The sequence below is a fragment of the Sphingopyxis sp. EU05-FHT14B03 genome, assembly GCF_058790875.1.
This window is the reverse complement of sequence record NZ_JBYTDC010000001.1, coordinates 590629-617357: the sequence shown is the minus strand read 5'-3', so window position 1 is coordinate 617357 and position 26729 is coordinate 590629. Positions and strand designations below refer to the sequence as shown.

The window sequence follows — 26729 nt, the reverse complement described above, 5'->3', positions numbered from 1 at the left end:
ATGCTGCATCCGACCGTCGTAGCAAGGCTGGCATCGCGAACAAGTCGCAAATTCGTCACGCCGCTACAGGCCGTTTCCGGATCAATACTTCCAGTCCGTCCATGATCGTCGTTCCCGAAATCGCCTCGACCGCTGCCTCGCCCACCGGAAGCAGCCAGTTGATGTTGCTGCCGCCCTGCGCATTGGCGTGCTGCCAGCCGCCATGATGGCCCCATCCATGCGGATAGCTGACGGTGCCGGGGCGCATATCCTCGGTGATCGCGACGCAGACCGCGACGGTGGCGGACCCGGTCGACAGCTCGACCGTCTCGCCATCGGACAGGCCGAACCGCTCCGCATCTTCGGGGTGCATCAGCAGGTCGGGGTGCTGGCTGCGCACGAGGCGCGGGACATTATGCAGCCAGCTGTTGAGCGAGCGGATGTCGCGGTGGGTGATCAGGCGCAGCGTGTCGGACGGCGTCGGTGCCAGGCGCACGAATTCGTCGGCGATCATCGCGTGCCACAGCCTGGCCCGGCCGTCGGGCCAGGCGATGCGCGGCCAGGGGTCATAGGGATCGGGCAGGTCGACCATCACGCCGTGCGGAGCCGCGCGCAGCTTGTTGAAACTCCAGCCGTCGCACGCGCCCATATCGTCGCCCGCGGGGCCGAGGCGGAAAGCCTTGTCGAGATCGTCCATCGGGCGGCCATGGGTCGGCTTGCCCATCCGGGCCAGCAGCGCATTGAAAATCTCCCATTCGGATCGTGCCTCGCCGACCGGCGGGATCACGGCGTCGGTCACCTGCACGAACGGCCGGATCATCGATCCGAGTCCCGCCATCGGATAATCGTCGCGTTCGAAAAAGGTCGGCACCGGCAGGATATAATCGGCGTAGCGGTTGCTCTCGGTCTGGTAGATGTCGAGCGCGACGATCAGGTCGAGTTGCTGCAGTGCATCGACCAGGGCCTGCCCGCCGGGCGCCGACATCACCATATTGCCGCCGGTCAGGATCATTGCGCTCACCTGGCCCGCTCCGGGTTCCAATATGTCGGCGGGCAGCATCGCCGAGGCGAGGAATTGCGCGACGCTGGGGAAGTCACCGACCCGGCTGCGCGTATCGCCATAGCCGCCGGTCAGCACATTCTGCGATCCGCCGAGGATCGTGCGGCTGAAGATCGCGCCGCCTTGGCGGCCCAGCTTGCCGCCGAGCAGGTTGAGCGCGATCAGCAGGAAATTCTCGAGCGTCGCGTGGGGCCCGCGGCACACCCCGAGCCGGCCATAAGCGACCGCCCGCGGCGTCGCGGCAAAGCTGCGCGCGATTTCGGCGATCGTGTCGGCATCGACGCCCGCGCGCTCGGCGCAGTCGGCCAGGCCATGCGCGGCGACCGCGCTGGCGAGGTCGGCGAACCCCTCGGTATGCGCCGCGACATAGTCCGCGTCGTAGAGTCCTTCGTCGATCAGCACGCCGAGCAGTCCGAGCAGCAGCCAGATGTCGCCGTTCGCGCGGACCGCGACATGCTGATAGCGGCGCGCGGTTTCGGTGCGGCGCGGGTCGACCACGACGACGCGGCCGCGCGCGGCGATCGCGTCGAGATCGTGGCGCACGCGCGGCGACCAGAGCATCGACCCGTTCGAGACCAACGGGTTGGCGCCGAACATCAGCAGCATGTCGTTATGCGGCAGGTCGGGAATCTCGTAAGTCACCGCCGACCCGAAAGCGAGGTAACAGGCGGTCAGCCGCGCATTGGTGTCCTGTGACCCCGCGCCATAATATTTGGTGATGCCCAGCGCCCTGAGGAACGCCTTCAGGCTGAACGACACGTCGATGCCGAAGGCGATCGGGTTGCCCTTGTACGACGCGACCGCGTCGGGGCCGTGGGTGTCGATCACATGGGTGAGACGTGCGGCGATATCGTCCAGCGCCTCGTCCCAGCCGACGGGCGCGAATTCGCCCGGACCGCCGACGCGCTTCATCGGGGTCAGGATGCGATCGGGGTCGTAAGTGACGTTGTGAAAGGTGATGCCTTTCAGGCAGACATGGCCCAAAGAATGCGGATTGTCCTTGTCGGGCTGGACATCGGTGATCCGCCCGGCCTCGACCTTCGCGGCGAGTCCGCAATGCGCCTCGCACAGCCGGCAGAAGGTGAAATGCACCCCATCCTCGCCGGGCGCGAGCTGCGTGGTCTGGCTGTCGATCATCGCCTGCTCCTCACAAATTTCCCTCATTATCTATTATCATTTGATTATCGTTAAAATTGGTGCAAACCCGCCCGCAAGAGACAGTTTCTGCATCATTGGGCGAGGGTGAAAATGGACTTTACGAATGACTATATGCTGACCATCGACGGCGCGGCGGTCGATACCGCGACACGCGTCGACGTGATCAACCCCGCGACCGGAAAGGTCTTCGCATCGGCGCCCTGCGCGGGGCAGGCCGAACTCGACATGGCGGTCGCCGCGGCGACGCGCGCGCTGCCGGCGTGGAAGGCGCTCGGCTGGGAAGGGCGCCGCGACCTGCTGGTCAAGGCGGCGAAGGTGATCGAGCCGCAACTCGACCAGTTCACCGCGCTCTTCGTCGCCGAACAGGGTCGCCCGACCGCACTCGCCAAGGGCGAGGTGCAGATGGGCGCCTGGTGGCTGAAGTCGGTCGCGCGGCAAGACCTGCCCAACGAAATCGTCGAGGACAGCGACACGCGCCAGGTGATCGTCAAGCACGAACCGCTGGGCGTCGTCGCCGCGATCGTGCCGTGGAACTTCCCCTTCCTGCTCGCGATGTGGAAGATCGCCCCTGCGTTGCTGGCGGGCAACACGATGGTCCTGAAGCCGTCGCCCTACACCCCGCTCTGTTCGCTGAAGCTCGCCGAACTGTGGCGCGATATCCTGCCGGCCGGGGTCTATAACGTCATTTCGGGCGACGATGCGCTCGGTCCGTTGATGACCGCGCATTCGGGCTTTGCGAAGATCAGCTTCACTGGCTCGACCGCGACGGGCAAGCGCGTGATGGAGGCGGCGTCGCGCGACCTCAGGCGCATCACGCTCGAACTCGGCGGCAATGACGCGGCGATCGTCCTGCCCGACGTCGATGTGGCGGAGGTCGCGCCGAAGCTGTTCTTCGGCTCCTTCTACAACAGCGCGCAAGTCTGCATCGCGACCAAGCGCCTGTATATTCACGACGATATCTATGACGAGATGCTGGGTGCCTTTCATCGTCTCGCGAAAGAGGCCGTTGTCGGCGACGGGGCGCAGCAGGGAGTGCAGTACGGCCCGGTCCAGAACCGCGCGCAATATGACCGCGTCCGCGGCCTGATTGACGATGCGCGCGCCGAGGGGCTGACCTTGCTCCAGGGGGCCGATGTGCCCGAGAGCGACGGCTATTTCATCCCGATCACCCTCGTCGACAACCCGCCCGAAAATGCGGCGGTGGTGACCGAGGAGGCTTTCGGCCCGATCCTGCCGCTGCTGCGCTTCTCCGACATCGACGATGTCGTCGCACGGGCGAATAATTGCGACTATGGGCTGGCGGGGGCGGTGTGGTCGAAGGACATCGATGCGGCGGTCGCGGTCGCCGACCGGATGGAGACGGGGACCGTCTGGATCAACGACAATTTCCAGAACGGACCGCATATTCCTTTCGCTGGCGCGAAGCAGTCGGGCTTCGGGGTCGAGAACGGCGCCGAGGGCCTGCGCGAATTCACCTTTCCCAAGGTGATCTTCGTGCCGAAGAAACCGGCCTGACGGCGATCGGCGGGCCCGCTGCTCGATCAAGCGCCCGCCGACCCTAAAGCCCGACGATCCGGGCGAGGTGCCAGTCGGCGTCTGCCCATAGGACTTCGATCGCCATCGCGCGCTTCACATAATGGCCGATCGCCAGCTCGTCGGTCATGCCCATGCCGCCGTGCAGCTGGATCGCCTGTTGCCCGACAAAGCGGCAGGCGCGCGCGACATTGACCATCGCACTCGACACGGCGCGGGCGCGGGCTGCCGCGCTTTTGTCGAGCGCCTCCATCGCGAGCCACGCCGACGAGCGCGCGAGCTCGCATTCGAGATACATGTCGACCATGCGGTGCTGGAGCGCCTGGAAACCCGCGATCGGCTGGCCGAACTGGCGGCGTTGACCGGTGTAGGCGATCGTCTGTTCGAGCAGGCTGTCGAGCAGCCCGACCGCCTCGGCCGCGAGCAGCGCGAGCGCGCGGTCGCGGGCCTCTTCGAGCAGGTCGATGGCCGCGCCTTCGGGACCGATCAGCGCGTCAGCCGCAAGGCTGTGGTTCTCGAAGATCAGGTCGGCGGCGGGGTGGCCGTCGATCGTCCGATAGGGCGACAGCCGGAGGCCTTCGGTCCTGGCGGAATCGACTTGGAACAGCGACACTCCCTCGTCGCCGGTGCGCGCGGCGACAAGCATGGTATCGGCCTCAGGGGCCCAGCCGACCACCGCCTTGGTTCCGTTGAGACGCCAGCCGTCGCCGTCGCGCCGCGCGCGCGTTTCGATGCCTGCGAAATCATAGCGGAGGCCCGGCTCGGCCCAAGCGAGTGTCGCCACCTTGTCGGCGGGCAGGGCAGTGGCGCCGCAATGATCCAGCAGCCACGCTGCCGTCGCCACCTCGGCGAAGGGCAAATGCGCCCGCGCACGTCCGATTTCCTCGGCGATGATGGAGCCTTGCTGCGCATCGAGCAGCGCCGCGCCGATGCGGAGGCGGTCGGCGAAATCGGGCCATCGCGGCGCGCCCTCCTTCGCCAGAAAGGCGCGCACGGCGTCGCGAAGCATCGCCTGTTCGGCGTCGGACAGCGTCCCGCTCATCGCGCCATCCCCGCCAGCGAACGCCAGATGATATTCTTCTGCACTTCGGTCGATCCGCCATAGATCGTCTGCGCACGCTCGAAGAGATAGGATTGCACCGCCACCGGACCGAAGGGGGTGGTGGCCGGTGCCGCATCGGCCCAGTCGGGGCCGCCCCGGTCGAGCATCGGCAGGCGGTGCCGCCCTGCGAGGTCGATGGCGAGTTCGGTGATCGCCTGCGCGCATTCGGTGCAGGCGATCTTGAGCGCCGCCGCGGTCGCCATCGACACCTCGCCGCGCAGCGCGCGCAGGATCGACGCCTCGATCGCCGCGAGCCGCGCCTCGACGCGGGCATGGGCGAGGCGAAAGGCCGGGTCGCGGTCCATCGGGCCACCGTCGCGCGCGGGCAGCCGCGCCGCCTCGTCCAGCAGTTTGGCAAGGTCGCGCTTCTTCGACCCGATATGCGCGTAGGACAGGCGCTCCGTCTTGAGCAGGACATTGGCATAATGCCAGGCCTGTCCCTCGTCGCCGATACGGTTGGTGACGGACACGCGGACATTGTCGAATTCGATACGGGCGAGTTCGTCCGACCCGTCGATCAGGCGGATCGGGTGGACCCGGATGCCCGGCAGGTCGAGCGAGGCGCAGATCAGCGAAATGCCCTGCTGCTTGCGCTCCTCGCGGCTGGTGTGCGCGAGGCAGAAGATCCAGTCGGCCCATAGCGCGCCTGAGGTCCAGATCTTCGTCCCGTTCAATATATAATCGTCGCCGTCGCGCACCGCCGAGAAGCGCAGCGAGGCGAGGTCGGAACCCGCCTCGGGTTCCGAATAGCCCTGCGCCCAGAAACAGCGCGATTCGAGGATCGCGGGCAGCCATTCGGCCTTCTGCGCCTCCGATCCGAACGCGGCGATGATCGGACCGATATAGATGACCGCCATCGGGATGATGCCCGCGGCTTGAGCGAATTCGAGTTCCTGGTCGAAAATGTAGCGCTCGATCGGCGTCCAACCGGTGCCTCCGACCGCACGCGGCCAGCCGACGCCGAGCCAGCCGCGTGCGTTGAGCGCGCGCTGCGCATCGACATGGTCTTCTTTCGTCAGCCGCTGCCCCGCCTTGTTCTTCGCGATGACATGCTCAGGATAATCGCGCGCGAAAAAGGCGCGGACGTCGCCCTGAAAGGCGGATTCTTCGGGGGTCAGCTTCAGCACATGATGATCCTGTCGACAGGGTGGGAGCGCGGGTCGCGGACCCACCCTAGAACATGGTCAGGATGCGCGGAAGGTGACCGGCAAGGTCTTGAGCACCCGCGATTCCCCCACCGCGAAGTCTGGCTGGAAATCCGACCGGATCTGCAGGTCGGGCAGGCGATCGAAGATCGAGCGGATCATCATTTCGAGCAGCACCTTGGCGAAATGCTGGCCGATGCAGATATGCGCGCCGCCGCCGAAGCCCAGATGGTCATGCTCGGTGCGAACCGCGCGGTCGAAGCGGACTTCGTTCGGATCGGTGAAATGCCCCGGATCGTGGTTCGCCGCGCCATTCATCGCCATCACATAATCGCCGGCCTTGAGCGGGCAGCCCTCGAGCTCGGTGTCGCGGGTGACGGTGCGCCGCAGGCCCTGGATCGGCGAGGCGTAGCGCACGAATTCCTGCAACGCGGTCGGGAAGTCGATCTCGTTGTTCAGCAGGCGCGCACGCTCTTCGGGATGTTCGATCAGATACCACAGCGACATGCCCGCGACCGCACTCGTCGTATCGAGCCCGCCGAACAGCACCAGCGTCGCGATACCGACGATTTCCTCGTCGGTCAGCGCTTCATCGCTGATCCTGGCGTCGATCAGCGTCTGCATCAGATCGTCCTCGGGCGGCGACAGGCGCCGCCGTGCGGCGAATTCGTACAGATACTGGCTGAGTTCGAGGCCATATTGGCCACAGGTTTCGGGATCCTCGACGCGCATCCGGGTCAGGAAATCGATCTTGAACGACAGGCTGTCCCAATCATCGCGCGGCACGCCAAGGAAGGGCATGATCACCGTGGCCAGCGTCGGGCGGACGAGCTGTTCCTGCAATTCGGCCTCGCCGGCCGGCGCGATCGCGTCGAGCAGCTCGGTGATGATCGCCTCGAAGCGCGGGCGATATTTCTGGATCGCGTCAGGCAGGAAGATCGGGTTGAGCAATTTGCGCATCCGCGTCTGCTGCGGTGGATCGAGGTCGATCGGATAGAGCGCCAGCGGCTGCTTCGGCAGCGCGGTGCCGTCGGCCGAGCTGAAGGTACGGAAATCGTCGTAGACGCGGCGCGTCGCGGCATAGTTGGTCGTATACCAGAAACCGCCGAGCTGCTCCGACCGTGCGACCGGGCATCCGGTCTCGCGCACCTTGTCATAGAAATCATAGGGGCGCTGCATCAACGTGCGATCGTGCTGGCTGAACTCTTCTACCGCATAGTCTTTGACGTCCGCCATCGATCGATCCTCTCGCTGTGCCGCTTTGGGCCTTGTGCGAGGCAATTTCGATCAAATGGCAAGCCGTGTCAACCAATCGATTAATTGTTTTGCGCATCGATTGCACAGGAAATGGCGCTTTATGGCGATTCTGGCCCATATCGGTCGACTTTACATTTTGAAGAATCTGGACAGTCGGCAAAAAGAGTGAAAGGTTCTAACCGATCAACTAACCGGAGCGAATCATGCGACCAGCGACGGGCGAGGACGGCGACCATGTGACCTTCTGCCGCATCTGCACGGCAGTGTGCGGGCTGGTGGCGACGGTCGAGGGCGGCAAGGTCGTGCGCGCGCGGCCCGACCCCGACAATCCGTCGTCGCAGGGGCAAGCCTGCGTCAAGGGCATCGCCTATCATGGCGTGACGCACGACCCCGACCGGGTGACGCGGCCGGTGAAGCGCGTCGCGCCGGGGCGGTTCGAGCCGGTAAGCTGGGACGAAGCGCTGGGCGATATCGCGGCGCGGCTGTCGACAATCATCGCCGAGCACGGCCCCGACGCGGTGGCGAGCTACCAGGGCAACCCGCCCGCCTATGCCACCGACGGCATGACGGGGTTCCGCATGTTCCTGAAGGCGCTGGGCACGACGAAAATCTATGGTGCGGGGTCGCAGGACACCAATGCCCGCTTCACCGCCAACTGGATTCTCTATGGCAGCCCGCTGACGATCGACGTGCCCGACGTCAACAATGCCGATTTCATGCTCATCTTCGGTGCCAACCCGCTGATCTCGCACGGCTCGCTGATCTTCACCCCGCGCGTCCGGCAGCAGTTCGACGCGGTCGCGGCGCGCGGGGGCGTGGTGGTCGTCGATCCGCGGCGCAGCGAAACCGCGGCGCGCTACGAACATGTCGCGATCGAGCCCAATTCGGACTGTTGGCTGATGCTGGCGATGCTCAAGACGCTTGCCGACGAGGGGTTGGCCGACGAGGCTTTCCTGGCGGAGCGTTGCGCGGGCTGGCCGGAACTACGGGTGGCGCTCGCGGGCATCGATTATGACGATGTCGCGCGGCGCACGGGGATCGCCGTCGAGACGATCAAGGGGCTCGCGCGCCGCCTCACCGCCAGCCCGAAATCGGTGTGCTATGGCCGTGTCGGCATCTGCCGCGGGCCGCATGCGACGCTCGCCAATTTCCTGCTGTCGGCGCTCAACATGGTCGGCGGGACCTTCGGCCACGAAGGCGGCAGCACCTTTGCGACCCCGGTGCTGGCGGGCAGCGACCGCGCGACGACGGGCGGTTATGACGAGGTGCGCAGCCGCGTCGGCAATTTCCCGAGCGTGACGCAATTCCTGCCCTCGGCGGTGATGCCCGACGATATCCTCGAACCCGGTCCGGGCAAGGTTCGCGCGCTGCTCTCGCTCGGCGGCAATGTGCTGCTCGCGGCGCCGGGCGGCGAGCGGCTGCGGCGCGGGCTCGAACAGCTCGAGCTGTCGGTGTCGTTCGACCTCTATATCAACGAGGCTGGCTCCTACGCCGATTATGTGCTGCCCGGGCTGACCTTCTACGAGCGCGCCGACCTGCCGATGGTGCCGTTCATGAGCATGGTGCAGCCCTTCCTGCAATATGCCGAGCCGGTGATCCCGCCGGTCGGCGAAGCGCGGAGCGAGTTCGATACCTTCTGCGAGATATTGGCGCGGATGGGGCTGCGGATGCCTGCCGCCTCGCCCGGTGAGGTCGCGGCGCAGGCAGCGGGCGGGCAGCTCCGCCCGCTCGAAGTGCTCGACGGTGCTATCCGGCAGGGGCCGGCGGGCCTGCATGGCGACTGGTCGATCGACAAGCTGCGCGACCATCCGCACGGCGTGATGCTCGACATTCCGATCCCTTGGGGCAATCAGGACAAGATCGCGCACGCCGACGGGAAAATTCATCTGTGGGACGATATGGTCGCCGCCGAGCTCGATCGGCTGTTCGCGACGGCACCGATCGAGGGGCTGAAACTGCTTTCGCGGCGCGACATGCGTTCGCACAATGGCTGGCTGCACAATGTCGACCGGCTGATCCGCTCGCAAAAGCCCACGCTGCATATTCACCCCGCCGATGCCGCCGAGCGTGGGTTGGTGGATGGTGATCGCGCGACCTTGTCGAACCGCTTCGGTGCGATCGAGGTCGAGGTCGAGGTCAGCGCCGACCATTTGCGCGGCACGGTATCTTATCCGCATTGCTTCGGGCATGGCACCGGCGGCTGGCAGCGCGCGAACCGGGCCGGGGGCGCGAACGTCAATATCCTGCTCGGCCACGGCCCCGATGTGGTCGAGGCGGTGTCGGGGACGACGCTGATGGACGGGATCGCGGTCGAGCTGACCGCGCTAAAGCCGGCGTGAGCGCGGCACGCTCAGGGCGCGAGACCGCGCAGATAGATGTCGCAGACCATTTCGGCATATTTCTGCTTGATGCCGTCGTCGAGCCGCGCGACGCCCAGCGTCGAAGGGACCGAATAGCCCGCGTGGAAAATATGGTCGGCGGCGCCGACGAGGCAATAATAGAGCAGGCCGGGATCGACGTCCCTGAGGGCGCCTTCGCGCACCCCCTGCGCGACGATGTCGCGATAGACCTCGATCATCGGTTCGATGAAGATCTGCGCGACGCGTTTGCTCGCCGCGGGACTGCCGGACTCGACCATGTAATGGATCAGGCGGTTGATATAGGGCGAGCGAAAATAAGCGTTGATGATACCGTTGATATGGATCTTCAGCTTCTTCTGGGCCGGGATATCCATCTCGCTCAGCGCCTTGAGCGCGGTCATCGCGGTTTCGGCATCGCGTTCAAGCACCGCGAGCAACAGTCCTTCCTTGTTGCCGAAATAATATTTGATCATCGCGCTGTTCACCGATGCGCGCTGCGAAATCTCGTTGAGCGAGACGTCGATGTTGCTCGCCTCGGACAGCAGTTGCGCGGTCGCGTTCAAAAGCGCTTCGGCCGATGCCGACCGTTCCTCGCGCCGCGCTGCCTTGATCGTCAAGCCGCTCTCTTTGTCCATGCCCATGTCCGCTATGTTCGCCCCGCCTATCGTTGGGACTCGGGAAGGAAGACTGTCAAGCCCTCCAGGTCGTCGGTCATCGCGATTTGGCAGGACAGGCGGCTGTTCGGTCGCGGGTCGTTGACGCAATCGAGCATCTCGCTTTCGTCGGCGCCGGCGGCTCCGACGCGCTCCAGCCATTCGGGGGCGACATAGATGTGGCAGGTCGCACAGGCGCAGACGCCGCCGCAATCGGCCTCGATCCCCTCGACCATATTGTCGCGTGCGCCGCGCATGACCGAGTCCCCGACTTCGATCTCGACCGTCTCGACGGTGCCGTCGGCATTCTGGAAATTCACGCTTGGCATATGGTTTTCCCTGTCCCGGCCACCGTGGTTCAACCCACTTTCAATTGATCAATTAATATTTCATGGTGACGGTGTCAACGAAGGCGCATATGAAGCTTAAAATTAATTAGTCGATTGATGGAGAGTGCATGTCAGGCGAGGAAGCGGACTATATCGTCGTGGGCGGGGGCAGCGCGGGCTGCGTGCTGGCGGCGCGGCTGAGCGAGAATCCGGGCGTCCGCGTCGCACTGGTCGAGGCCGGCGGCGAATCGACCGGGCTGATGGTCCAGATGCCGGTCGGTTTCGCCAAGATGCTCGTCGACGACCGCTACGACTGGAAATATTGGCAGCTGCCCGACCCGTCGATCAACGGGCGGCGCTTCATCTGGTCGGGCGGGCGCATGCTCGGCGGCGGCAGTGCGATCAACGGGCAGGTCTATATCCGCGGCACCCGCGCCGACTTCGACGCGTGGGAACGGCTCGGCGCGACGGGCTGGAATTTCGACGGCGTCTTTCCCTATTTCCTGCGCAGCGAGAGCTGGAGCGGTGCGCCGAACCAGAGTCATGGGTCGCAGGGGCCGCTGTCGGTGTCGCCGATGCGCGACCCGCATCCGCTGTGCGACCTGTTCCTGCGCGCGTGTGAGCAATATGGCCTGGCGCGGCTCGACGATTATAACGGCGGGCAGATGGAGGGCGCGTACCTCACCCAGGCGACGCAGCGCGACGGCTGGCGGTGCAGTACCGAGAAAGCCTATCTGCGTGACGCGCGCAAACGTCCCAATCTGATGACGGTCACCAACGCGCATGTCGAAACGATCCTGATTGAAAATGGCGAGGCGGTCGGCATCCGCTATCGCCAGGGTGGCGATGCGAAGGTTCTGCGCGCGCGTCGCGAGGTGATCGTCTCGTCGGGTGCGATGGGGTCGCCCGCGCTGCTGCTGCGCTCGGGGGTCGGCGCGGGCGAGTATCTGCAATCGCGCGGCATCGCGGTGCAGGCCGACCGGCCCGAGGTCGGCCATAACCTCCAGGAACATCCCGGCATCACCCAGAACAAGTTCGTCAGCGTACCAACGCTCAACAGCCAGGTCGGGCCGTTCGACATGATCCGGCACCTGACCAAATTTTTCTGGAACAAGACCGGGCCGATGGGTGCGCCCGCGGTGCAGGCAATGGGTCTCGCGCGCACCCGCGACGGGCTCGACGAACCCGACGTCCAGCTCCACTTCATGCCGCTCGCTTACAATGTCGAGCCCGAGACGGTGTCGTCGGCTGAGGCGGTGATGCCGAAGGAGCCGTGCATCAGCATCAACGTGTCGCTCACGCGGCCCAAGTCGCGCGGGCGTGTCGAACTGGGCGATGCGCTCGAGCCCGTGATCAATCATCAATTGCTCGGCGACCGCGCCGACGTCGATACGCTGATCGGCGCGATGAAGCTGGTCGACCGGTTGTTCGCGATGCCCGCGTTGAGCGCGATCACGCTGGGCGACCGTTCGCCCGACCCGGTGCCCACCGACGATGCGGGGTGGGAGGCCTATGTTCGCGCCAAGACGATGATCACCTATCACCCCGTCGGCAGCTGCCGCCTGGGGTCGGACGCCGGCTCGGTGGTCGACCCCGAATGCCGCGTGCGCGGCGTCGGGCGGCTGCGCGTCGTCGATGCCTCGATCATGCCGCAGATCACCAGCGGCAACACCAATGCCGCGACGATCATGATCGGCGAGAAAGCCGCCGAACTGATCCGCACCACCGCATGAGCGCAGCCGCCGCCTATGATTTTCAGCATATTGCGGTCGAGCGCCCAGCGCCGGGCGTCGTGCTGCTCACATTGAACCGTCCCGAGCGGATGAATGCGACCAACGATGTGCTGCATAGCGAGTTGGTGCGGCTGCCCGCCGCCATCGATGCCGATCCCGGCGCGCGCGCGGCGGTGGTGACCGGGGCGGGGCGCGCCTTTTGCGTCGGCGGCGACTGGGCCGACATCGCGGGCCAAGGCAATGACTACGCCAACAAGATCCGGATGATGCGCGAAACGTCGCAGATCTTGACCGGACTGATCGAGATGCGAAAGCCGCTCGTCTCCGCGATCAACGGTCCCGCAGCGGGGATCGGCCTCGCACTCGGGCTGCTCGCCGATATCTCGGTGGCCAATGAAGAGGCGAACCTGTCCGACGGGCATCTGCGTATCGGCCTCGCCGCGGGCGATCATGCCGCGATGGTCTGGCCGCTGCTCTGTTCGATGGCAAAGGCCAAGCGCTACCTGCTCACCGGCGACAAGCTGAACGGCCGCGAGGCCGAGCGGATCGGGCTCGTCTCCGACGCGGTGCCGCCCGCGGAGGTGTTGCCGCTCGCGCTGCGCTATGCCGCGACGCTCGCCGAGCGGTCGCCGCTCGCGGTCGAGCTCAGCAAGCGCGCGCTCAACCATTGGCTGCGCGGTGCGATGCCGATCTTCGAGGCGTCGCTGGGTTACGAAATGGTGACCGCTTTCGACCCCGACCAGGCGGCGCATATGCCGCAAACGAGCTGAGGACCCCGACCATGACCACCGACCCGACGCTGATCGTCGCGACCCCCGCGCCCGGGGTGCTGCACCTGATCTTCAACCGTCCCGATGTGCATAATGCCTATGACACGCCGACCTTCACCGCCTTTGCCGAGCAGCTCGACCATGCCGCAACCGACCCCGACATCCGCGCCATCGTCATCAGTGCGCGCGGGGGCAGGGCGTTCAGCGCAGGGTTCGATATCCACGAGATGGCGGGCTTCGATGCCGCCACGATGCGCCGCGCCTTCGAGGCGCGCGATCCGGTGTTCGGGCGCGTCGCCGCGCATCCGCTGCCGATCATCGCCGCGATCGACGGCATCTGCTTCGGCGCGGGCGCGCTGCTCGCGCTCGCCTGCGACATGCGCATCGCGACGCCCGGCTTTCGCTTCAAGGTGACCGCGGTCGGCTATGGCTGCGCCAATGCGACCTGGTCGCTGCCGCGCGCGGTCGGCGCGCCGCGCGCCAAGGCGATCCTGATGACCGGGCAGGTGGTCGAAGCTGAGGAGGCCGAACGCATCGGGCTGGTCAATGCGGTCGTTGATGCGTCCGATCTCGACGCGCGCGCGATCGCGTTGGCGTCCGCCATCGCTGCGCATCCGCCGCAGGGCATCGGCGGCATCAAGACGCTCGTCGACGGCAGCCTGACGCGCACGCCAATCGAAGGTTGGCAGGCTGAATATGACTGGATGATCGCGAGCATGACCGATGCTCCGGCCGGCGGCGAAACCTTCGGGAAATTCCTGTCGGACCACGACGACCACAAACGCTGAACAGCAATATCAGGAGAAGACGATGATTGGCCAAGCGAACGCGCAGGTGGCGCATCCCGACCGGCTCTTTATCGGTGGGCGCTGGATTCCCGTCGAGGGCAGCGGCCGCTTCACGGTCACCAATCCCGCGACCGAGGAAGTGTTCGGCGAAGTCGTCGCGGCGGGCGTGCCCGAGGTCGAGCGTGCGGTCGCGGCGGCGCGCAAGGCGTTCGACGAGGGCCCCTGGCCGCGGATGTCCGCCGCCGAACGCGCGAGCTATATGCGCGCGCTGTCACAGGCACTGCAACGCCGCGGCGCCGCGCTCGACAGTGCCTGGATATCGCAGGTCGGGGTGCCGATCTGGATGGCGCAGGGGTCGGGCGCGGGCACCGCGGGGCTGCTCGACTATTATGCCGGACTCGCCGAGACTTATCCGTTCGAGGATGTCCGCCCGTCGAATGGCATGATGTCGAAGGTTGCGGTGGTGGTGCGCGAACCCGTCGGCGTCGTCGCGGCAATCGCGCCGTGGAACGGTCCGCTCGCCTCGCTGCTCATCAAGCTGGCGCCAGCGCTCGCGACGGGCTGCACGGTGATCCTGAAACCGGCGCCCGAAACCCCGCTCGAGGCGTTCATGCTCGCCGAAGCTGCCGAGGAGGCGGGTTTCCCCGATGGCGTGATCAACCTGTTGCCCGCCGACCGCGAGGCGTCGGACCTGCTCGTCCGCCATCCGGGTGTCGACAAGGTCGCCTTCACCGGCTCGACCGAGGTCGGGCTGCATATCGCACAGGTTTGTGCGTCGCGCATGGCGCGCTTTACGATGGAACTCGGCGGCAAGTCGGCGGCAATCGTGCTCGACGACTTCGAGCCCGAGGCGATGGGACCCGCGCTTGCGCCGATGATCACCCTGCTCTGCGGCCAGGTGTGCATCAATTTCAGCCGCGTCCTTGTCCCGCGTGCGCGCAAGGACGCCTATGTCGAAAGCCTCGCAGCGGCGATGGCGGCGACCAGCATCGGCGATCCGCTCGATCCCGCGACGATGATGGGGCCGCTCGCAATGGCGCGGCACCATGCCAAAGTGTGCAGCTATTTCGACAAGGGCGTCGCAGAGGGCGCGCGCATCGCGACCGGTGGTCGCCGTCCGCCGGCGCTGAACAGCGGCTATTATGTCGAACCCACCGTGTTTGCCGACGCGACCAACGACATGGCGATCGCGCAGGAGGAAATCTTTGGCCCGGTTACCGCGGTCATTCCCTATGACAGCGTCGAGGAAGCGATCGCGATCGCCAACGACAGTCCGTTCGGCCTGTCGGGCGGCGTCTATACGCATGACACCGACCGCGCCTATGCGGTGGCGCGGGGCATCCGTACGGGGCATTTCACTCAGAACGGCCGCGATTTCGACCTGACCAATCCCTTCGGCGGCTTCAAGAAATCGGGCGTCGGTCGCGAGGGCGGGCCGGAGGGCATCGAGCCCTTTACCGAGGTCAAGACGATCTTCCTGCCGCAAGCGCCCGGCACGCTGGCATGAGCGCAGCCTACACCGCCGGCCTGTTCGACGTCGCGGGCAAGCGCGCGCTCGTGACCGGCGCTACATCGGGCATCGGCCGAATGATCGCGCGCGGATTGGCGCAGGCGGGGGTCGAGGTGTGGGTCGTCGCGCGCGGCGCCGCCGACGTCGATGCCATCGTCGCCGAACTTGGCGGCAATGCGCAGGGCGTCGCGGCGGATATCGCAACCGACGACGGCATCGCACGGGCCGCCGAAGCACTTGGCGAGCGGCCGCTCCATATTCTCGTCAACAATGCCGGCACCGACCGCACCACGCCGCTCGACGCCGATGGGCGCGAGGATTTCGATGCGGTGCTGAACCTCAACCTGACCGCGCCTTTCCTGCTGACGCGCAAATTGCTGCCGCAACTCGAAAGCGGTGCAGCGCCGGGGGATCCGGCGCGGGTGATCAACATTGCGTCGATCGCCGCGCTGAACCCCGGGCATCTCGAAAATTTCGCCTATGCGTCGAGCAAGTCCGGCGTTGCGATGATGTCGCGTCACCTCGGCCGCCACCTCGCCAAGCGCAATATCAGCTGCAATGCGATCGCGCCGGGCCTCTTCCCCTCGCGGCTCACCGAGCAATTTCTTGGCATGGGTGCGGACGACGAGGTGCCCAAGGCCTTCGTCTCGCCACTGGGCGCGCGGGCAGGGGAAATGGACGATATCGCGGGCGCGGTGATCTACCTTTCGTCGCGCGCCGGCGCCTGGGTGACCGGCGTGCTGCTGCCGGTGAGCGGCGGTATTTCGACCGTCAGTTGACAGGTGCCTGCGCTGGCTTTGGTGTGGGAAGCGGTCGCTTCCTCTTTTTGTCATCCCCGCGAAAGCGGGGACCCAGAGCGTGCGTAGGCTGAGCTTTCCCTGCGTTCCCGCTTTCGCGGGAATGACAAAGTAATAAGATACAGAGCGACCACGCCCACCCGAAACCGGCCGTTCGACGCAAAAACTCTTAATCGACCCCAAAGATCGCCGAACTGATCGTCGGTGCGCCGGGACCGCCGGCGAGCAGGCAGGTGCGCGCGTTCGGTACCGGGTTCGGGCTTTCGCCGCGCAGGCAGCGCACCGCCTCGACCGCCGTGACGAAACCATGGACGAAGCCATGCGCCAGATTGCCGCCCGATGTGTTGACCGGCAGCTTCCCGCTCGGCGCGATCAGATTTTCGAAGCGCACAACCTCTGCCACATTTTCGTATGTGCAAAAGCCATGGTCGATCAGCGACGCGATCCCCTGCGCGCTGAAATTCTCGTACAGCTGGACGACATCGATATCGGCCGTGGTCAGTCCCGCGGTGCCGTAGAGCCGGTCGCGGATCGCGCGGAAGCCGGCGGTCGGATAAAGTTCGGTCGCGTCATTCTCGAGCAGGTCGCCATAACCCGCCTCGGTCCCCTGCGCGACCGACAGCAATTTCACCGGTTTCTTCTTCAGGTCGCGCGCCATCTCGGTCGAGACGAGCAGGATCGCGCCCGCGCCGTCATTCTCACGGCTGCAATCGAACAGGTGGAACGGTTCGGCGATGATCCGCGAACCGCTATATTCCGCGTGGTCGAAATCCTTGCCATAGGCGACCGCGTCGGGGTTGCGACTGCCGTGATAATAGGAGGCGCGGACGAGTTCTTCGCACAGCTCATAGGGCACGCCATGATATTCGAACATCCGCTGCGCGCGCATCGCGCAGACCTGCGCGGGGGCGAGAATGCCCGACGACACCATATGGTCGTTGAGATGATGCGCCATCACCGCTGCAGACAGCCGCCCGCTATTCCCTTCGACCAGCGCGCGAAACACGACGACGGCGCGCGCCTGTCCGGTGAGGATCGCCGACGCCGCAATACCAAAAGCTCCGGCGATGCCGCCGCCGCCGCCGCCCCACACCTGCGCTGACCAGTTGATCGCCTTGGTGCCGAGGTCGGGCATCAGCCGCACCGGCTCGTTCTTGTCGTCGCCATAGGAGACAAAGCCGTCGACATCCGCCGGGTCGAAACCCGCGTCTTCGCAGGCGTCGACGATCGCGCGGACCAGCACGCCGCGTTCGGGGGCGGGCGCGGTGCCGCGTTTGTACTGGCGATAACCGACGCCGGCGGCGGCCGTCAGGCCCGACAAATTGGGGGTCATGAAAGGCTCCAGCGCAGCGCGGGGATTTGGGCATCGCCAAAGGCGGTGCGCGCGATCGTTCCGGTGACAGGGGCGCCGATGCGCAGGCCCGCTTCGTCTCCCTCCAATACGCCGACGAGGCGGACCGGCACCGAATTCAGGGTGACGATCAAGGTCGAGAAGGGTTTGGCGAAGGCTTCGGTCCCGCCGAACGGGTGGTGGGTGCGGGTATAGGTGAAGACCTCGCCTTCGAGCGGCTGTTGGGTCCATTCATGGTCCCAGCTGCCGCAGCTGCCGCAACGCCAAACTGCGGGCCAATGCCAGCGTCCGCAGCCCGTGCAGCGCGGCAGTTCAAGCCGCCCTTCGAGAAGCGCGTCCCAATAGCGCCCCTCGGCGCCGACCGGACCCGTTGCCGAATGATAGGTCATTCGCCCCTTGCCATCCTTTCCCGCCGCATCATCTATGCGGTCATTGCGTCATTTATCTATTGTATATAGATTTGATCGCGACGTGCAATGAGGAAGTGCGCGGTGGGCGCGTGAACCGACGGGAGAGACGATGATGCTGCGAGTGACCTTCTGCCTCAAGCGCCTGCCGGGCCTGACGCGCGAGCAATTCCAGGACTATTGGCGGAACGAGCACGCGCCGCTGGTCAAGGACCATGCCGCGGCGCTTGGCATCCGAAAATATGTCCAGTCGCACAGCCTGACGCTCCCGGGCGCCTTCCCGCTCGCCGATGTGCGCGGCTCCTCCGGCCTGGATTTCGACGGCATCGCGCAGCTGTGGTGGAACGATATGGCCAGCTTCGCCGCCGCGGGTTCGACCGAGGCGGGGCGCGTCGCGGGCGCACTGCTGCTGGCCGATGAGAAGAAATTCATCGACCTGCCCAATTCGCCGATCTTCCTGTCGGACGATTTTCACGTCATCGACTAGACCGGGCGGCGCGTCCTATTTCGGACGCCCGGTCGCGGTCACGGGTTCCCGGCTTGCCATATGCGCCTCGGCCTGCTGCCGCGTCAGTTCGGCAAGCGGTTCGAGGATGGCCTTGTCCTTGAGCGTGCCAATGCCGGCCGCATCGATGTCGAGCCAGTCGGCGATGACCTCTTCGCTTTGCTCGCCGCTCAGCGGGGCAGGGCGCAAGGTCGGTGCGGGCAGGTCGGTGGTCTTGACCACATAGGCGTCGCCGAACACATCCTCCTGCAACCAGGGATGATCCTCGATCCGATAGAAACCGCGCTCAACATAATAGGGGGAATCCGGCAGTTCGGAGAGCCGCAGCATCGGGGCGGCAGCAATGCCCGCCGCCTGCAGCGTCTCCGCAGCGTCGTGTCGGCTGCGCTCCGCGAGCCAGGCTTCGATCGCCGTGTCGATCTCGCCGCGCGCGGCAAGCCGCTTGGCGGCGCTGTCGAAGGCCAAGCCTTCGCTATAGCCGATCGTCTCGCACAACCGCGCCCAGTCGGCGTCGGTCTCGACGGTGATCACGCACCATTCGTCGTCGCCCGCGGCGCGATAGGCCGCCCACGGCCAGTCGGTGGCAGCGCCACCGGCGGGGGTGCCGCGCACCACGTCGGCGGCGAAATGGCCGATCATCACTTCGGATTGTGCGACCTTGGCGACGCCGCCCAGCCCGGTGCGCAGGCGACGGATCAGCAGCGCCGCGACCCCGATCGCACAGATGCGGCCCGCGACATGGTCGGGATAGACGGTGATCGAATCGCTGAAGCTCTGCGGATCGTCGGGATAGCGCCAGGCGAGCGTCAGCCCGGTCGATGCGCGAACCAGCGGGCCATAGCCCATCCGCCCGCTCCACGGCCCGGTGTCCCCGAAGGCCGAGCTTTCGGACAGGACGATCCGCGGGTTGATCGCGCGCAGATCGGCTTCGCCGAGGCCGAGCTTCTCCATCGTGCCGGGCTTGAAGTTCGAGCAGACGACGTCGGCTTGCCTGACCATGTCGAGGAACAGCGCGCGACCCTCGGTGCTGCGCAGGTCGATGCCCAGGCTGCGCTTGTTGCGATGCCCTGCGGCGAAGCTGACCGACATGCCGTGCTCGAGATAGGATTGGCGGCTGCCGTCCGGAAAGGCCTGGCTCTCGATCTTGACCACATCGGCGCCGAGGTCGCCGAGCAGCCGCGCGCCCTCGGCCCCGACGACGATCACACCAAGGTCGAGGACCTTGAGGTCGCCAAAGGGGGCGAGCGGAGCCGCGCCGGCGGCTGCCGGAAACTCGGCCGCCTCCGCAATCGGCAATGGCCCCATGCGGTCGCCGTCGATGGTCAGGAACCCATTGGGCAGCCGCGTTCCGTCGGCCAGCGTGGTGACCGCTTCGCGTACGGCGGCATGGTCGCTGTCCAGAAATTCGCCGAGCGTCAGCACCGACGCGATCGGTACGCCATAGTCCTGTCCTTCGCGTTCCAGATCGGCGCGGAGACGATCGGCGAAGAAGCCCGCGATATGCGGCAGCAGGTCGGCCGACGCATAACGGTGCGACGTCCGGTCGAAATCGGGCGAGGCGAATTGCGCGGGCTCACCCATCCACCGGAACATGCCCCGCCACTGGCGCTTGGCAAGCAGGCAGATGCGCACATAACCGTCGGCGCAGCGCATGATCGGATATTGGAATCCCGCGCGTGGCCGGTCGCGCAGCAGCAGGCCGACGGGCTTGCCCATCGTCGCGCTGCCGTTGATGCCGAAGCCCGGATCGAGGCCCTGCACCGCCCCGTCGAGCGCGGCGAAATCGAAATGCGCGCCTTCACCCCCGCGCAGCACCCGGTACAGCGCGCCGAGCAGCGCGAACACAGCCTGCGGCGCGGCGCATTGATAGGCGAGGTCGCCGGGCGGCAGCAGCGGCTCGCGCCCGCGAATGCCCGAGCGCGACAGCACGGCGGACAGCGCATGGAGCACAGGACCGGTCGCGCGCCACTCCGCCAACGGGCCGTCTTCGCCGAAATCGCTGACCGTCATGGTGATCAGGCCGGGGCGGGCGCGGCGGAGCGCGGCGAGATCGGCCCCCGACGCCCGGTCGGCGATGACGATATGCGCGCTCTCGATGGCCGTCGCGGCCTCGGGACTGCCCAGATTGCCTGTGTGCAGCCGCTTGCCGGCGTTGGCGACGACCGCCTCGGCGCCGGCGTCGGCCTCGGTCGCGAAGCGATCGACCACGGCGCCCAGATCGGCCAGATAGCGTCCGATCATCGCCAGCGGCCCTTGCACGCTTTCGACGACGCGAATGCCGGACAGCGGCCGATCGGACATGAACTTACCCTTCTCTTTGATACGCCAGCGGACGCGAAGACGCTCCGCTGGCCGCGCTGGCGCTTGCCATATCTGCACCGCGAAGAAAAGTTAATTAATCGACTAATTCGTTTTGCGGCGCTCGTCTTCTATGATAGCGGCCGCGCCACGGAGAGTTGCCGATGGACTTCACTTTCACCGACGATCAGCGTCAGTTGCGCGATGCGTTGCGCGGGTATCTTCAGCGCAACAATGGATTTTCGGTCCGTAGGGCGAATGCGCGTAGCGCGTCCGGCTGGAGCGAATCGCTGTGGCGCGGGCTTGCGGACGACCTCGGCATATTGGGCGTGTTCGTGCCCGAAGGTGCGGGCGGCATCGGCGGCGATGCGGTCGACATGATGGTCGTGATGGAGGAGCTTGGCGCCAACCTGTTCGTCGAACCCTATTTTGAAACCGCAGTGATCGGCGCGTCGGCGCTCGGCGCCGGGCACACGGCCGAACATGCTGCGATCGCCGGCGGCGATATGCGACTGGCTTTTGCCTGGGCCGAGGCCGAAACGCGCTTCGACCGCATGCCGCGCGATACCATTGCGCTGCGCACGACGGTCGGCTGGCGGGTCGATGGCCACAAGATCGTCGTGAGCGGGGCGCCTATGGCGACGCATTTCCTCGTCACCGCGCGCGTCGGCGACGAGCCGGCGCTGTTCCTCGTCGAAGCCGGCGCGGTCGGCATTTCGCAACAAGCATTTCCGACGATCGACGGCCGGCGCGCCGCCGATGTCGCCTTCGATGCCGTTGCGATCCCCGACAGCGCGCTCATCGCACGCGGCGCCGAGGCGATCGAGCGGCTGTGCGACGTCGCAACCGCGATGCTCGGTGCCGAGGCGCTTGGCGTGATGCGCGTGATGCTCGACGATACCATCGCCTTCACCAAGGAACGCCGCCAGTTCGGGCAGGCGATCTCGACCTTTCAGGTCATCCAGCACCGCATGGTCGACATGTATATGCAGCTCGAACTAGCGACCTCGGCGGTGTACCGCGCGGTGCTCAGCCTCGACGCCGCGCCGGCCGACCGCGCCCGCGCCGTCTCCGCGATGAAGGTGACCATCGCCGACGCCTGCCGCTTTGTCGGCCAGAATGCGATCCAGCTCCACGGCGGCATGGGGATGACCGACGAGGTCGCGGTGACCCATTATTTCCGCCGCGCGACCGTGATCGAGAGCGAATTCGGCTCGGCCGACTGGCACCGCCGCCGCTTCGTCGCAATGTCGCGCGCGGCCTGAGGAGACAGCCGATGGACATCGCCTGGAGGGACGACGAAATCGCCTTTCGCGACGAAGTGCGCGCCTTTCTTACCGACAAGCTGACCGACGATCTGCGCGCGAGCGGTGCCAATATGACCAGCGTCTACGCCGACCCGGATCATGCGCGCGCCTGGCAGGCGATCTTGCACGAAAAGGGCTGGGTCGCTCCGTCCTGGCCGGTCGAGCATGGCGGCACCGGCTGGAGCCTCGCGCAACGCTATATCTGGCAACGCGAGCGCATCGCCGCTGGCGCACCGCCGGTGTCGCCGATGGGGGTGCAGATGTGCGGCCCCGCGATCATCGGCCATGGCAGCGACGCGCAGAAGGCCCATTTTCTGCCGCGCATGCTGTCGGGCGAGCATTTCTGGTGCCAGGGCTATTCCGAAACCGGGTCGGGCTCCGACCTCGCCAGCCTGCAATGCCGTGCCGAGGAGGATGGCGATCATCTGGTCGTCACCGGCCAGAAATTGTGGAGCACCCATGCCCACGCCGCCAACTGGGGCTTTTTCCTCGTCCGCACGTCGACGCACGACCGGCCGCAAAAGGGCATCAGCTTCCTGCTGATCGACATGACCAGCCCCGGCGTCACCGTGGTGCCGACGGTTTCGCCCGCGGGCGAGAATATCCAGAACGAGATTTTCCTCGATGCGGTACGTGTGCCCAAGGCGAATGTCGTGGGCGCGATCGGCGACGGGTGGACCGTCGCCAAATATCTGCTCGAATTCGAACGCGGCGGCGCGGCCTATGCGCCGGGCTTGCAGATCGACCTCGACGAGATCGAGCAATTCGCCAGCGCCGCGCGCGGCGACGAGGGCGGGCGTCTGATCGACGATGGCGCCTTCTCCGATGCGATCGCGCAGGCGCGGATCGACGTGCTGGCGCTCGAAATCTTCGAATTTCGCGCGATGAGCGACGCGGGGGCCGGTCGCTATCCGCATGCGATCCCGTCGCTGATGAAGATCCGCGGTACCGAATTGCAGCAGCGGATCACCGAACTGCGCCTGCTCGCCGCTGGCCGCTATGGCATGGCCTATCAGCCGCAGGCGGGGGTTTCCGCAGGGCCGGTCCATTTCCCGCACGCCGAGGGCGCTTTCGCCGGCCCGCGCGAGGCCGCGATCGCGCCGATGCGTTACGTCAGCGAACGCGCGGCGTCGATCTATGCTGGGACCAACGAAATCCAGCGCAATATTATCGCCAAGATTTTGGGCCTTTAGCCCGCCAATCGGAGAGACAAGATGACCGATGCTCCCGCCGTGCTCGCCGAACGTCGCGGCCATGTCCTGATCCTGACGATCAACCGCCCCGACGCGCGCAACGCAGTCAATGCCGCGGTCCATATCGGGCTGGGCGAAGGACTCGAACGGGCCGAGGCCGATCCCGAAATCCGCGCGGTGATCGTCACCGGTGCGGGCGACCAGGCCTTTTGCGCTGGCGCCGATCTGAAAGCCCTGTCGCGCGGCGAGCGGCTCGAACCCGAAGACAAGGCGCAGCGCGCCTGGGGCTTCGCGGGTTTTGTGCGGCACCCGATCGGCAAACCGATCATCGCGGCGGTCAACGGCTTCGCGCTCGGCGGCGGCACCGAACTCGCGCTGGCCTCGGACATCGTGATTGCGGCCGACCATGCGCAATTCGGACTGCCCGAGGTCAAGCGCGGGATCATCGCGGCGGCGGGCGGCGCGTTTCGCATCGTCCAGCAATTGCCACGCAAGATTGCGATGCAGCTGTTGCTGACCGGCGAGCCGATTTCGGCGCAACGCGCGCTCGATCTCGGCCTCGCCAACGAAGTGGTGCCCCTGGACAAGCTCATGGACACCGCGCTCGACTTTGCCGAGCGCATCGCGGTCAACGCCCCTCTCGCGGTGCAGGCCAGCAAGCGCATCGCCATGGGTATCGCCGAGGGCCAGATCGCCAGCGACGCCGAGTTCTGGGAGGCGAACAAGCGCGAAACGCGTGTGGTCTTCACCTCCGAGGATTCGCGCGAAGGCCCGCGCGCCTTTGCCGAAAAACGCCAGCCCGTCTGGCAGGCTCGTTGAGGAAACAAAGCATGCCGGACGATAACAGACCTATCATCGTCGGTGTCGGCCAGATCAATGATCGTCCGGAAAACCCCGCCGATGGCCGCGATCCCGTCGTGTTGATGGCGGACGCGCTGCGGATCGCCGAAAAGGACGCTGGCGGGGCGCTGCTCGCCGACGCCGATTTTCTGGGGATCGTCCAGCAGATATCGTTCCGCGACATTCGCGATGCGCGGGAGTCTCTGGCGAGCGAACTCGGCATCGCGCCCGCGACGATGATGCAAAGCGAAGGGCCGAACGGCGATAGCCCGGTCCTGCTCCTCAACGAAGCGGCCAACCGGATCGGGGCCGGCGAGTGCCGGATCGCGCTGGTGTGCGGCGCCGAGGCGCTGCGAACCGCGGCAGCAAGGGCGGCGGCAGAGGAGTCCGGCCGCCGCGTCGATGCGACGCGCGAAGCCGCGCAGCGGCGCGAGCCAAGCTATGCGCAGCAATATGGGCTGGTCGCGCCGGTCGATGTTTACCCTCTCTACGAAAATGCACTCCGCGCATCGCTCGGACAAAGTTTCGCCGAGGCGCAGGCCGAAAGCGGGACGATCTGGTCGCTTTTTTCTGAGGTTGCGACCGCCAATCCTCATGCATGGATTCGGAAACCGGTCAGCCCGGCTGACGTGATCACGCCGACCGAGAGCAACCGGCCGATCGCCTTTCCCTATAACAAGCTGATGGTCGCCAACGCCTCGGTCAACCAGGGTGCCGCCTTCATCGTGACGAGCGTCGGCGAGGCGCGCCGGCGCGGGATCGCCGAGGACCGCTGGATCTATGTCGGTAATGGTGCGGCGGCCCATGAACCGAACAGCCCGTTGCAGCGCGATCGCTACGACCATAGCGCGAGCATGGAGGTCTCAATCCGCCGCGCGCTCGCCTTGAACAAGGTCGATCCGTCCCAGCTCGATATGGTCGAATTGTACAGCTGTTTCCCCTGCATTCCCAAGCTGGCCCGCCGGATCATCGATTGGCCGGCCGAACGGCCGGCGACCGTCTTCGGTGGCCTGACCTTTGGTGGCGGGCCGATCGGCAACTATATGAGCCATGCCGTCGCGAGCATGACCGATCAGCTTCGTGCCGAGGGCGGGACGGGGCTGCTGTTCGCAAATGGCGGCTATGCGACGCATAATCACAGCATCGTGATCAGCGGCAAGCCGATCGCGGCGGCCTCCTTTCCCCGCAGTTACGATTATCAGGAGGAGGCCGACGCGATGCGCGATGCAATTCCGGCGCTGGCGCGCGATTATCTGGGTGACGCGACGATCGAAAGCTACACGATCCTCTATCGGCGCGACGGGATGCCAAAAGCAGGCGTGGTGGTTGCGCGGACACCGGGGGGCGAGCGGACGCTCGCGCATGTTCCGCCTAGCGAAGGCGACGTCCTGCGACGGCTCGCCGATGCGGATGCGGAGCCTGTGGGCGCGCCCGGCCGGATCGTCGAGGGCGCGGGGCTTCGGGAATGGCGCTTTGCATGATCGCGACGGGCGGGGTTGAGGGGCATTTGGCGCGTCGCAGCCTCTTGGCTGTTCAAAGCCGGGCAATGATGGCATCTGTCGGCCTAATGCCGATAGGGAAAGGGATAAGTTTGCCCGCCAGCCAAGCCAAGAGAAAAAAGGGGCCGGGGCGCCCGCTGACGCCGCTGATCACGCGCGAAACGGCGATCCTTGTGTCGATCGACCTGCTCGATCGCCAGGGCCTCGACGCGCTGACTGTGCAGGCGGTGGCGCGCGAACTGAACGTCCAGGCGCCGTCGCTTTATTATCATTTCAAGAACCGCGACGAACTTCTCCACATGATGGCCCGGACCTTGCTGGTCGAGGTGGGGCAGGGGGAAAAGCCGGGGTCGTCGTGGGAGGAGCGGGCGATCGACCTCGCGGTTGCGACCCGCCGCGTGATGCTGAACCACGCGCACGCCGGGCCGCTGATGCTGCGTTTCTTCCCGCGCGAGCTGATGCTCGGTGCCTATGAGCGCGGCCTGTCGGACTGTCCTTACCCGCCCGAGCATCATCTGGCGGTTCTCGAGGCGCTCGAAAAGCTGACCTATGGCAAGGCCCTCTTCGACGCGGCGGCCAAGGCGCACGACCACGCCGCGATGCCGACGGTTGATCCGGCGCGTTACCCGCTGCTTGCCGCAGCGATCGCCAAATCTCCGGTGTCCGACGAGGCGTTGTTCGTCGAGACGCTCGAGGTGCTGCTCGACGGCTTCAGATTTCGATACGGACAGAAGGGTAAAGCCATATGATCGAGGGCGGATGCAATTGTGGGGCGGTCCGCTACCGTGCCGACGGCGACCCGATCGTGGTGGCGCAATGCCACTGCACCAACTGTCGCCGGCAATCGGGCAGCGCCTTCTCGGTCAATCTGCTCTTCAAGGGGGCCGCGGTCAGCCATGAGGGCGACCTGTCGGTCTATGAGGATAAGGACACATTTTCCGGCAACGCGGTGCTGCGCAAATTCTGCGGTCGTTGCGGGTCGCCGATCTTCTCGGAGCCGACCGACGGCAAGGGGCTCCTGATCGTCAAAGCCGGAACGCTCGACGATCCGGGAGCTTTCGCTCCGACGGTCAGCGTCTGGACATCGACCGCACTGCCGTGGGTTGTGTTGCCCGAAAGCCAATATGCGTTCGAAAAAAACGCCTGACCTGTCCG

General features: G+C 66.0%; 23 protein-coding genes. 14 read left to right on the top strand and 9 right to left on the bottom strand.

Going from position 1 to position 26729, the window contains the following annotated elements:
- Positions 1-55: 55 nt before the first annotated feature.
- Entirely contained in the window at positions 56-2176 is a 2121-nt protein-coding gene (locus tag AC3WS4_RS03125) for a molybdopterin-containing oxidoreductase family protein (RefSeq protein WP_492739832.1), read from the bottom strand.
- A gap of 111 nt (positions 2177-2287) precedes the next feature.
- On the opposite strand from AC3WS4_RS03125, the gene AC3WS4_RS03120 reads away from it, so the two are divergent.
- Positions 2288-3712 carry an aldehyde dehydrogenase family protein gene (locus tag AC3WS4_RS03120; RefSeq protein WP_492739833.1) on the top strand — a complete coding sequence of 475 codons (1425 nt, stop codon included), beginning with the start codon at positions 2288-2290 and terminating at the stop codon, positions 3710-3712.
- Between the two features lie 43 nt (positions 3713-3755).
- Here AC3WS4_RS03120 and AC3WS4_RS03115 read toward each other — a convergent pair whose 3' ends face one another.
- From AC3WS4_RS03115 to AC3WS4_RS03105, 3 genes are read right to left on the bottom strand one after another with little or no spacing between them, the layout of a single operon-like run.
- Entirely contained in the window at positions 3756-4772 is a 1017-nt protein-coding gene (locus AC3WS4_RS03115; RefSeq protein ID WP_492739834.1) for an acyl-CoA dehydrogenase family protein, read from the bottom strand.
- On the bottom strand, positions 4769-5959 hold the full coding sequence (locus AC3WS4_RS03110) for an acyl-CoA dehydrogenase family protein (protein WP_492739836.1): 1191 nt from the start codon (positions 5957-5959) through the stop codon (positions 4769-4771). The genes AC3WS4_RS03115 and AC3WS4_RS03110 overlap by 4 nt, the downstream gene beginning before the upstream one ends.
- Before the next feature lie 57 nt (positions 5960-6016).
- Complete coding sequence (locus tag AC3WS4_RS03105; protein WP_492739839.1) at positions 6017-7213, bottom strand: cytochrome P450; 1197 nt, start codon at positions 7211-7213, stop codon at positions 6017-6019.
- 224 nt (positions 7214-7437) lie between these two features.
- Between AC3WS4_RS03105 and AC3WS4_RS03100 the strand changes: the two genes are divergently transcribed.
- Positions 7438-9573 (top strand): molybdopterin-containing oxidoreductase family protein, encoded by a 2136-nt coding sequence (locus AC3WS4_RS03100; protein ID WP_492739842.1) that lies wholly within the window; start codon positions 7438-7440, stop codon positions 9571-9573.
- Between the two features lie 11 nt (positions 9574-9584).
- On the opposite strand, the gene AC3WS4_RS03095 is transcribed toward AC3WS4_RS03100, so the two are convergent.
- Together AC3WS4_RS03095 and AC3WS4_RS03090 are read right to left on the bottom strand one after the other, a co-directional pair.
- The gene (locus AC3WS4_RS03095) at positions 9585-10211 is read right to left on the bottom strand and encodes a TetR family transcriptional regulator (RefSeq protein ID WP_162248591.1); all 627 of its coding nucleotides are present in this window, start codon (positions 10209-10211) and stop codon (positions 9585-9587) included.
- A gap of 44 nt (positions 10212-10255) precedes the next feature.
- Complete coding sequence (locus tag AC3WS4_RS03090) at positions 10256-10576, bottom strand: 2Fe-2S iron-sulfur cluster-binding family protein (RefSeq protein ID WP_056348690.1); 321 nt, start codon at positions 10574-10576, stop codon at positions 10256-10258.
- Between the two features lie 128 nt (positions 10577-10704).
- Here AC3WS4_RS03090 and AC3WS4_RS03085 point away from each other — a divergent pair, with 128 nt between their 5' ends.
- The 5 genes from AC3WS4_RS03085 to AC3WS4_RS03065 are packed head-to-tail and all read left to right on the top strand — an operon-like array spanning position 10705 to position 16156.
- A complete protein-coding gene (locus tag AC3WS4_RS03085; protein ID WP_492739843.1) occupies positions 10705-12309 on the top strand; it encodes a GMC family oxidoreductase in 1605 nt (534 codons plus the stop codon).
- Positions 12306-13079 (top strand): enoyl-CoA hydratase-related protein, encoded by a 774-nt coding sequence (locus AC3WS4_RS03080; RefSeq protein WP_056348696.1) that lies wholly within the window; start codon positions 12306-12308, stop codon positions 13077-13079. The genes AC3WS4_RS03085 and AC3WS4_RS03080 overlap by 4 nt, the downstream gene beginning before the upstream one ends.
- Before the next feature lie 11 nt (positions 13080-13090).
- On the top strand, positions 13091-13867 hold the full coding sequence (locus tag AC3WS4_RS03075) for an enoyl-CoA hydratase/isomerase family protein (RefSeq protein ID WP_492739844.1): 777 nt from the start codon (positions 13091-13093) through the stop codon (positions 13865-13867).
- Positions 13868-13889: 22 nt separating this feature from the next.
- The gene (locus AC3WS4_RS03070; RefSeq protein WP_492739846.1) at positions 13890-15374 is read left to right on the top strand and encodes an aldehyde dehydrogenase; all 1485 of its coding nucleotides are present in this window, start codon (positions 13890-13892) and stop codon (positions 15372-15374) included.
- Positions 15371-16156, top strand: coding sequence for an SDR family NAD(P)-dependent oxidoreductase (locus AC3WS4_RS03065; RefSeq protein WP_492739847.1), 786 nt, complete (start codon positions 15371-15373; stop codon positions 16154-16156). Before AC3WS4_RS03070 ends, AC3WS4_RS03065 begins: the two co-directional genes overlap by 4 nt.
- Before the next feature lie 187 nt (positions 16157-16343).
- Here AC3WS4_RS03065 and AC3WS4_RS03060 read toward each other — a convergent pair whose 3' ends face one another.
- Both AC3WS4_RS03060 and AC3WS4_RS03055 read right to left on the bottom strand, forming a co-directional pair.
- On the bottom strand, positions 16344-17507 hold the full coding sequence (locus AC3WS4_RS03060; RefSeq protein WP_492739848.1) for a thiolase C-terminal domain-containing protein: 1164 nt from the start codon (positions 17505-17507) through the stop codon (positions 16344-16346).
- A complete protein-coding gene (locus AC3WS4_RS03055; RefSeq protein ID WP_492739850.1) occupies positions 17504-17914 on the bottom strand; it encodes a Zn-ribbon domain-containing OB-fold protein in 411 nt (136 codons plus the stop codon). Before AC3WS4_RS03055 ends, AC3WS4_RS03060 begins: the two co-directional genes overlap by 4 nt.
- Before the next feature lie 133 nt (positions 17915-18047).
- Between AC3WS4_RS03055 and AC3WS4_RS03050 the strand changes: the two genes are divergently transcribed.
- Positions 18048-18419, top strand: a complete 372-nt coding sequence (locus AC3WS4_RS03050) for an EthD domain-containing protein (protein WP_492742624.1) — start codon at positions 18048-18050, stop codon at positions 18417-18419.
- Between the two features lie 15 nt (positions 18420-18434).
- Here AC3WS4_RS03050 and AC3WS4_RS03045 read toward each other — a convergent pair whose 3' ends face one another.
- Positions 18435-20738 (bottom strand): CaiB/BaiF CoA-transferase family protein, encoded by a 2304-nt coding sequence (locus tag AC3WS4_RS03045; RefSeq protein WP_492739853.1) that lies wholly within the window; start codon positions 20736-20738, stop codon positions 18435-18437.
- A 161-nt stretch (positions 20739-20899) separates the two neighbouring features.
- Here AC3WS4_RS03045 and AC3WS4_RS03040 point away from each other — a divergent pair, with 161 nt between their 5' ends.
- From AC3WS4_RS03040 to AC3WS4_RS03015, 6 genes are all read left to right on the top strand, one after another.
- Positions 20900-22000, top strand: a complete 1101-nt coding sequence (locus tag AC3WS4_RS03040) for an acyl-CoA dehydrogenase family protein (protein ID WP_492739854.1) — start codon at positions 20900-20902, stop codon at positions 21998-22000.
- Between the two features lie 11 nt (positions 22001-22011).
- Positions 22012-23235, top strand: coding sequence for an acyl-CoA dehydrogenase family protein (locus AC3WS4_RS03035; protein ID WP_492739855.1), 1224 nt, complete (start codon positions 22012-22014; stop codon positions 23233-23235).
- A 21-nt stretch (positions 23236-23256) separates the two neighbouring features.
- Positions 23257-24054, top strand: coding sequence for a crotonase/enoyl-CoA hydratase family protein (locus AC3WS4_RS03030; protein WP_492739857.1), 798 nt, complete (start codon positions 23257-23259; stop codon positions 24052-24054).
- An 11-nt stretch (positions 24055-24065) separates the two neighbouring features.
- Positions 24066-25556 carry an acetyl-CoA acetyltransferase gene (locus AC3WS4_RS03025; protein ID WP_492739859.1) on the top strand — a complete coding sequence of 497 codons (1491 nt, stop codon included), beginning with the start codon at positions 24066-24068 and terminating at the stop codon, positions 25554-25556.
- Between the two features lie 110 nt (positions 25557-25666).
- Positions 25667-26323: a TetR family transcriptional regulator gene (locus AC3WS4_RS03020; RefSeq protein WP_492739860.1), complete on the top strand. Its 657-nt coding sequence runs from the start codon at positions 25667-25669 to the stop codon at positions 26321-26323.
- Positions 26320-26721, top strand: a complete 402-nt coding sequence (locus AC3WS4_RS03015) for a GFA family protein (RefSeq protein WP_492739861.1) — start codon at positions 26320-26322, stop codon at positions 26719-26721. Before AC3WS4_RS03020 ends, AC3WS4_RS03015 begins: the two co-directional genes overlap by 4 nt.
- Positions 26722-26729: the final 8 nt, after the last annotated feature.

Bases quoted from the DNA above. Each gene is read 5' to 3' on its own strand.
- AC3WS4_RS03125 (WP_492739832.1), bottom strand. From the start codon at position 2,176: ATGATCGACAGCCAGACCACGCAGCTCGCGCCCGGCGAGGATGGGGTG.
- AC3WS4_RS03120 (WP_492739833.1), top strand. From the start codon at position 2,288: ATGGACTTTACGAATGACTATATGCTGACCATCGACGGCGCGGCGGTC.
- AC3WS4_RS03115 (WP_492739834.1), bottom strand. From the start codon at position 4,772: ATGAGCGGGACGCTGTCCGACGCCGAACAGGCGATGCTTCGCGACGCC.
- AC3WS4_RS03105 (WP_492739839.1), bottom strand. From the start codon at position 7,213: ATGGCGGACGTCAAAGACTATGCGGTAGAAGAGTTCAGCCAGCACGAT.
- AC3WS4_RS03100 (WP_492739842.1), top strand. From the start codon at position 7,438: ATGCGACCAGCGACGGGCGAGGACGGCGACCATGTGACCTTCTGCCGC.
- AC3WS4_RS03090 (WP_056348690.1), bottom strand. From the start codon at position 10,576: ATGCCAAGCGTGAATTTCCAGAATGCCGACGGCACCGTCGAGACGGTC.
- AC3WS4_RS03085 (WP_492739843.1), top strand. From the start codon at position 10,705: ATGTCAGGCGAGGAAGCGGACTATATCGTCGTGGGCGGGGGCAGCGCG.
- AC3WS4_RS03080 (WP_056348696.1), top strand. From the start codon at position 12,306: ATGAGCGCAGCCGCCGCCTATGATTTTCAGCATATTGCGGTCGAGCGC.
- AC3WS4_RS03075 (WP_492739844.1), top strand. From the start codon at position 13,091: ATGACCACCGACCCGACGCTGATCGTCGCGACCCCCGCGCCCGGGGTG.
- AC3WS4_RS03070 (WP_492739846.1), top strand. From the start codon at position 13,890: ATGATTGGCCAAGCGAACGCGCAGGTGGCGCATCCCGACCGGCTCTTT.
- AC3WS4_RS03065 (WP_492739847.1), top strand. From the start codon at position 15,371: ATGAGCGCAGCCTACACCGCCGGCCTGTTCGACGTCGCGGGCAAGCGC.
- AC3WS4_RS03060 (WP_492739848.1), bottom strand. From the start codon at position 17,507: ATGACCCCCAATTTGTCGGGCCTGACGGCCGCCGCCGGCGTCGGTTAT.
- AC3WS4_RS03055 (WP_492739850.1), bottom strand. From the start codon at position 17,914: ATGACCTATCATTCGGCAACGGGTCCGGTCGGCGCCGAGGGGCGCTAT.
- AC3WS4_RS03050 (WP_492742624.1), top strand. From the start codon at position 18,048: ATGCTGCGAGTGACCTTCTGCCTCAAGCGCCTGCCGGGCCTGACGCGC.
- AC3WS4_RS03045 (WP_492739853.1), bottom strand. From the start codon at position 20,738: ATGTCCGATCGGCCGCTGTCCGGCATTCGCGTCGTCGAAAGCGTGCAA.
- AC3WS4_RS03040 (WP_492739854.1), top strand. From the start codon at position 20,900: ATGGACTTCACTTTCACCGACGATCAGCGTCAGTTGCGCGATGCGTTG.
- AC3WS4_RS03035 (WP_492739855.1), top strand. From the start codon at position 22,012: ATGGACATCGCCTGGAGGGACGACGAAATCGCCTTTCGCGACGAAGTG.
- AC3WS4_RS03030 (WP_492739857.1), top strand. From the start codon at position 23,257: ATGACCGATGCTCCCGCCGTGCTCGCCGAACGTCGCGGCCATGTCCTG.
- AC3WS4_RS03025 (WP_492739859.1), top strand. From the start codon at position 24,066: ATGCCGGACGATAACAGACCTATCATCGTCGGTGTCGGCCAGATCAAT.
- AC3WS4_RS03015 (WP_492739861.1), top strand. From the start codon at position 26,320: ATGATCGAGGGCGGATGCAATTGTGGGGCGGTCCGCTACCGTGCCGAC.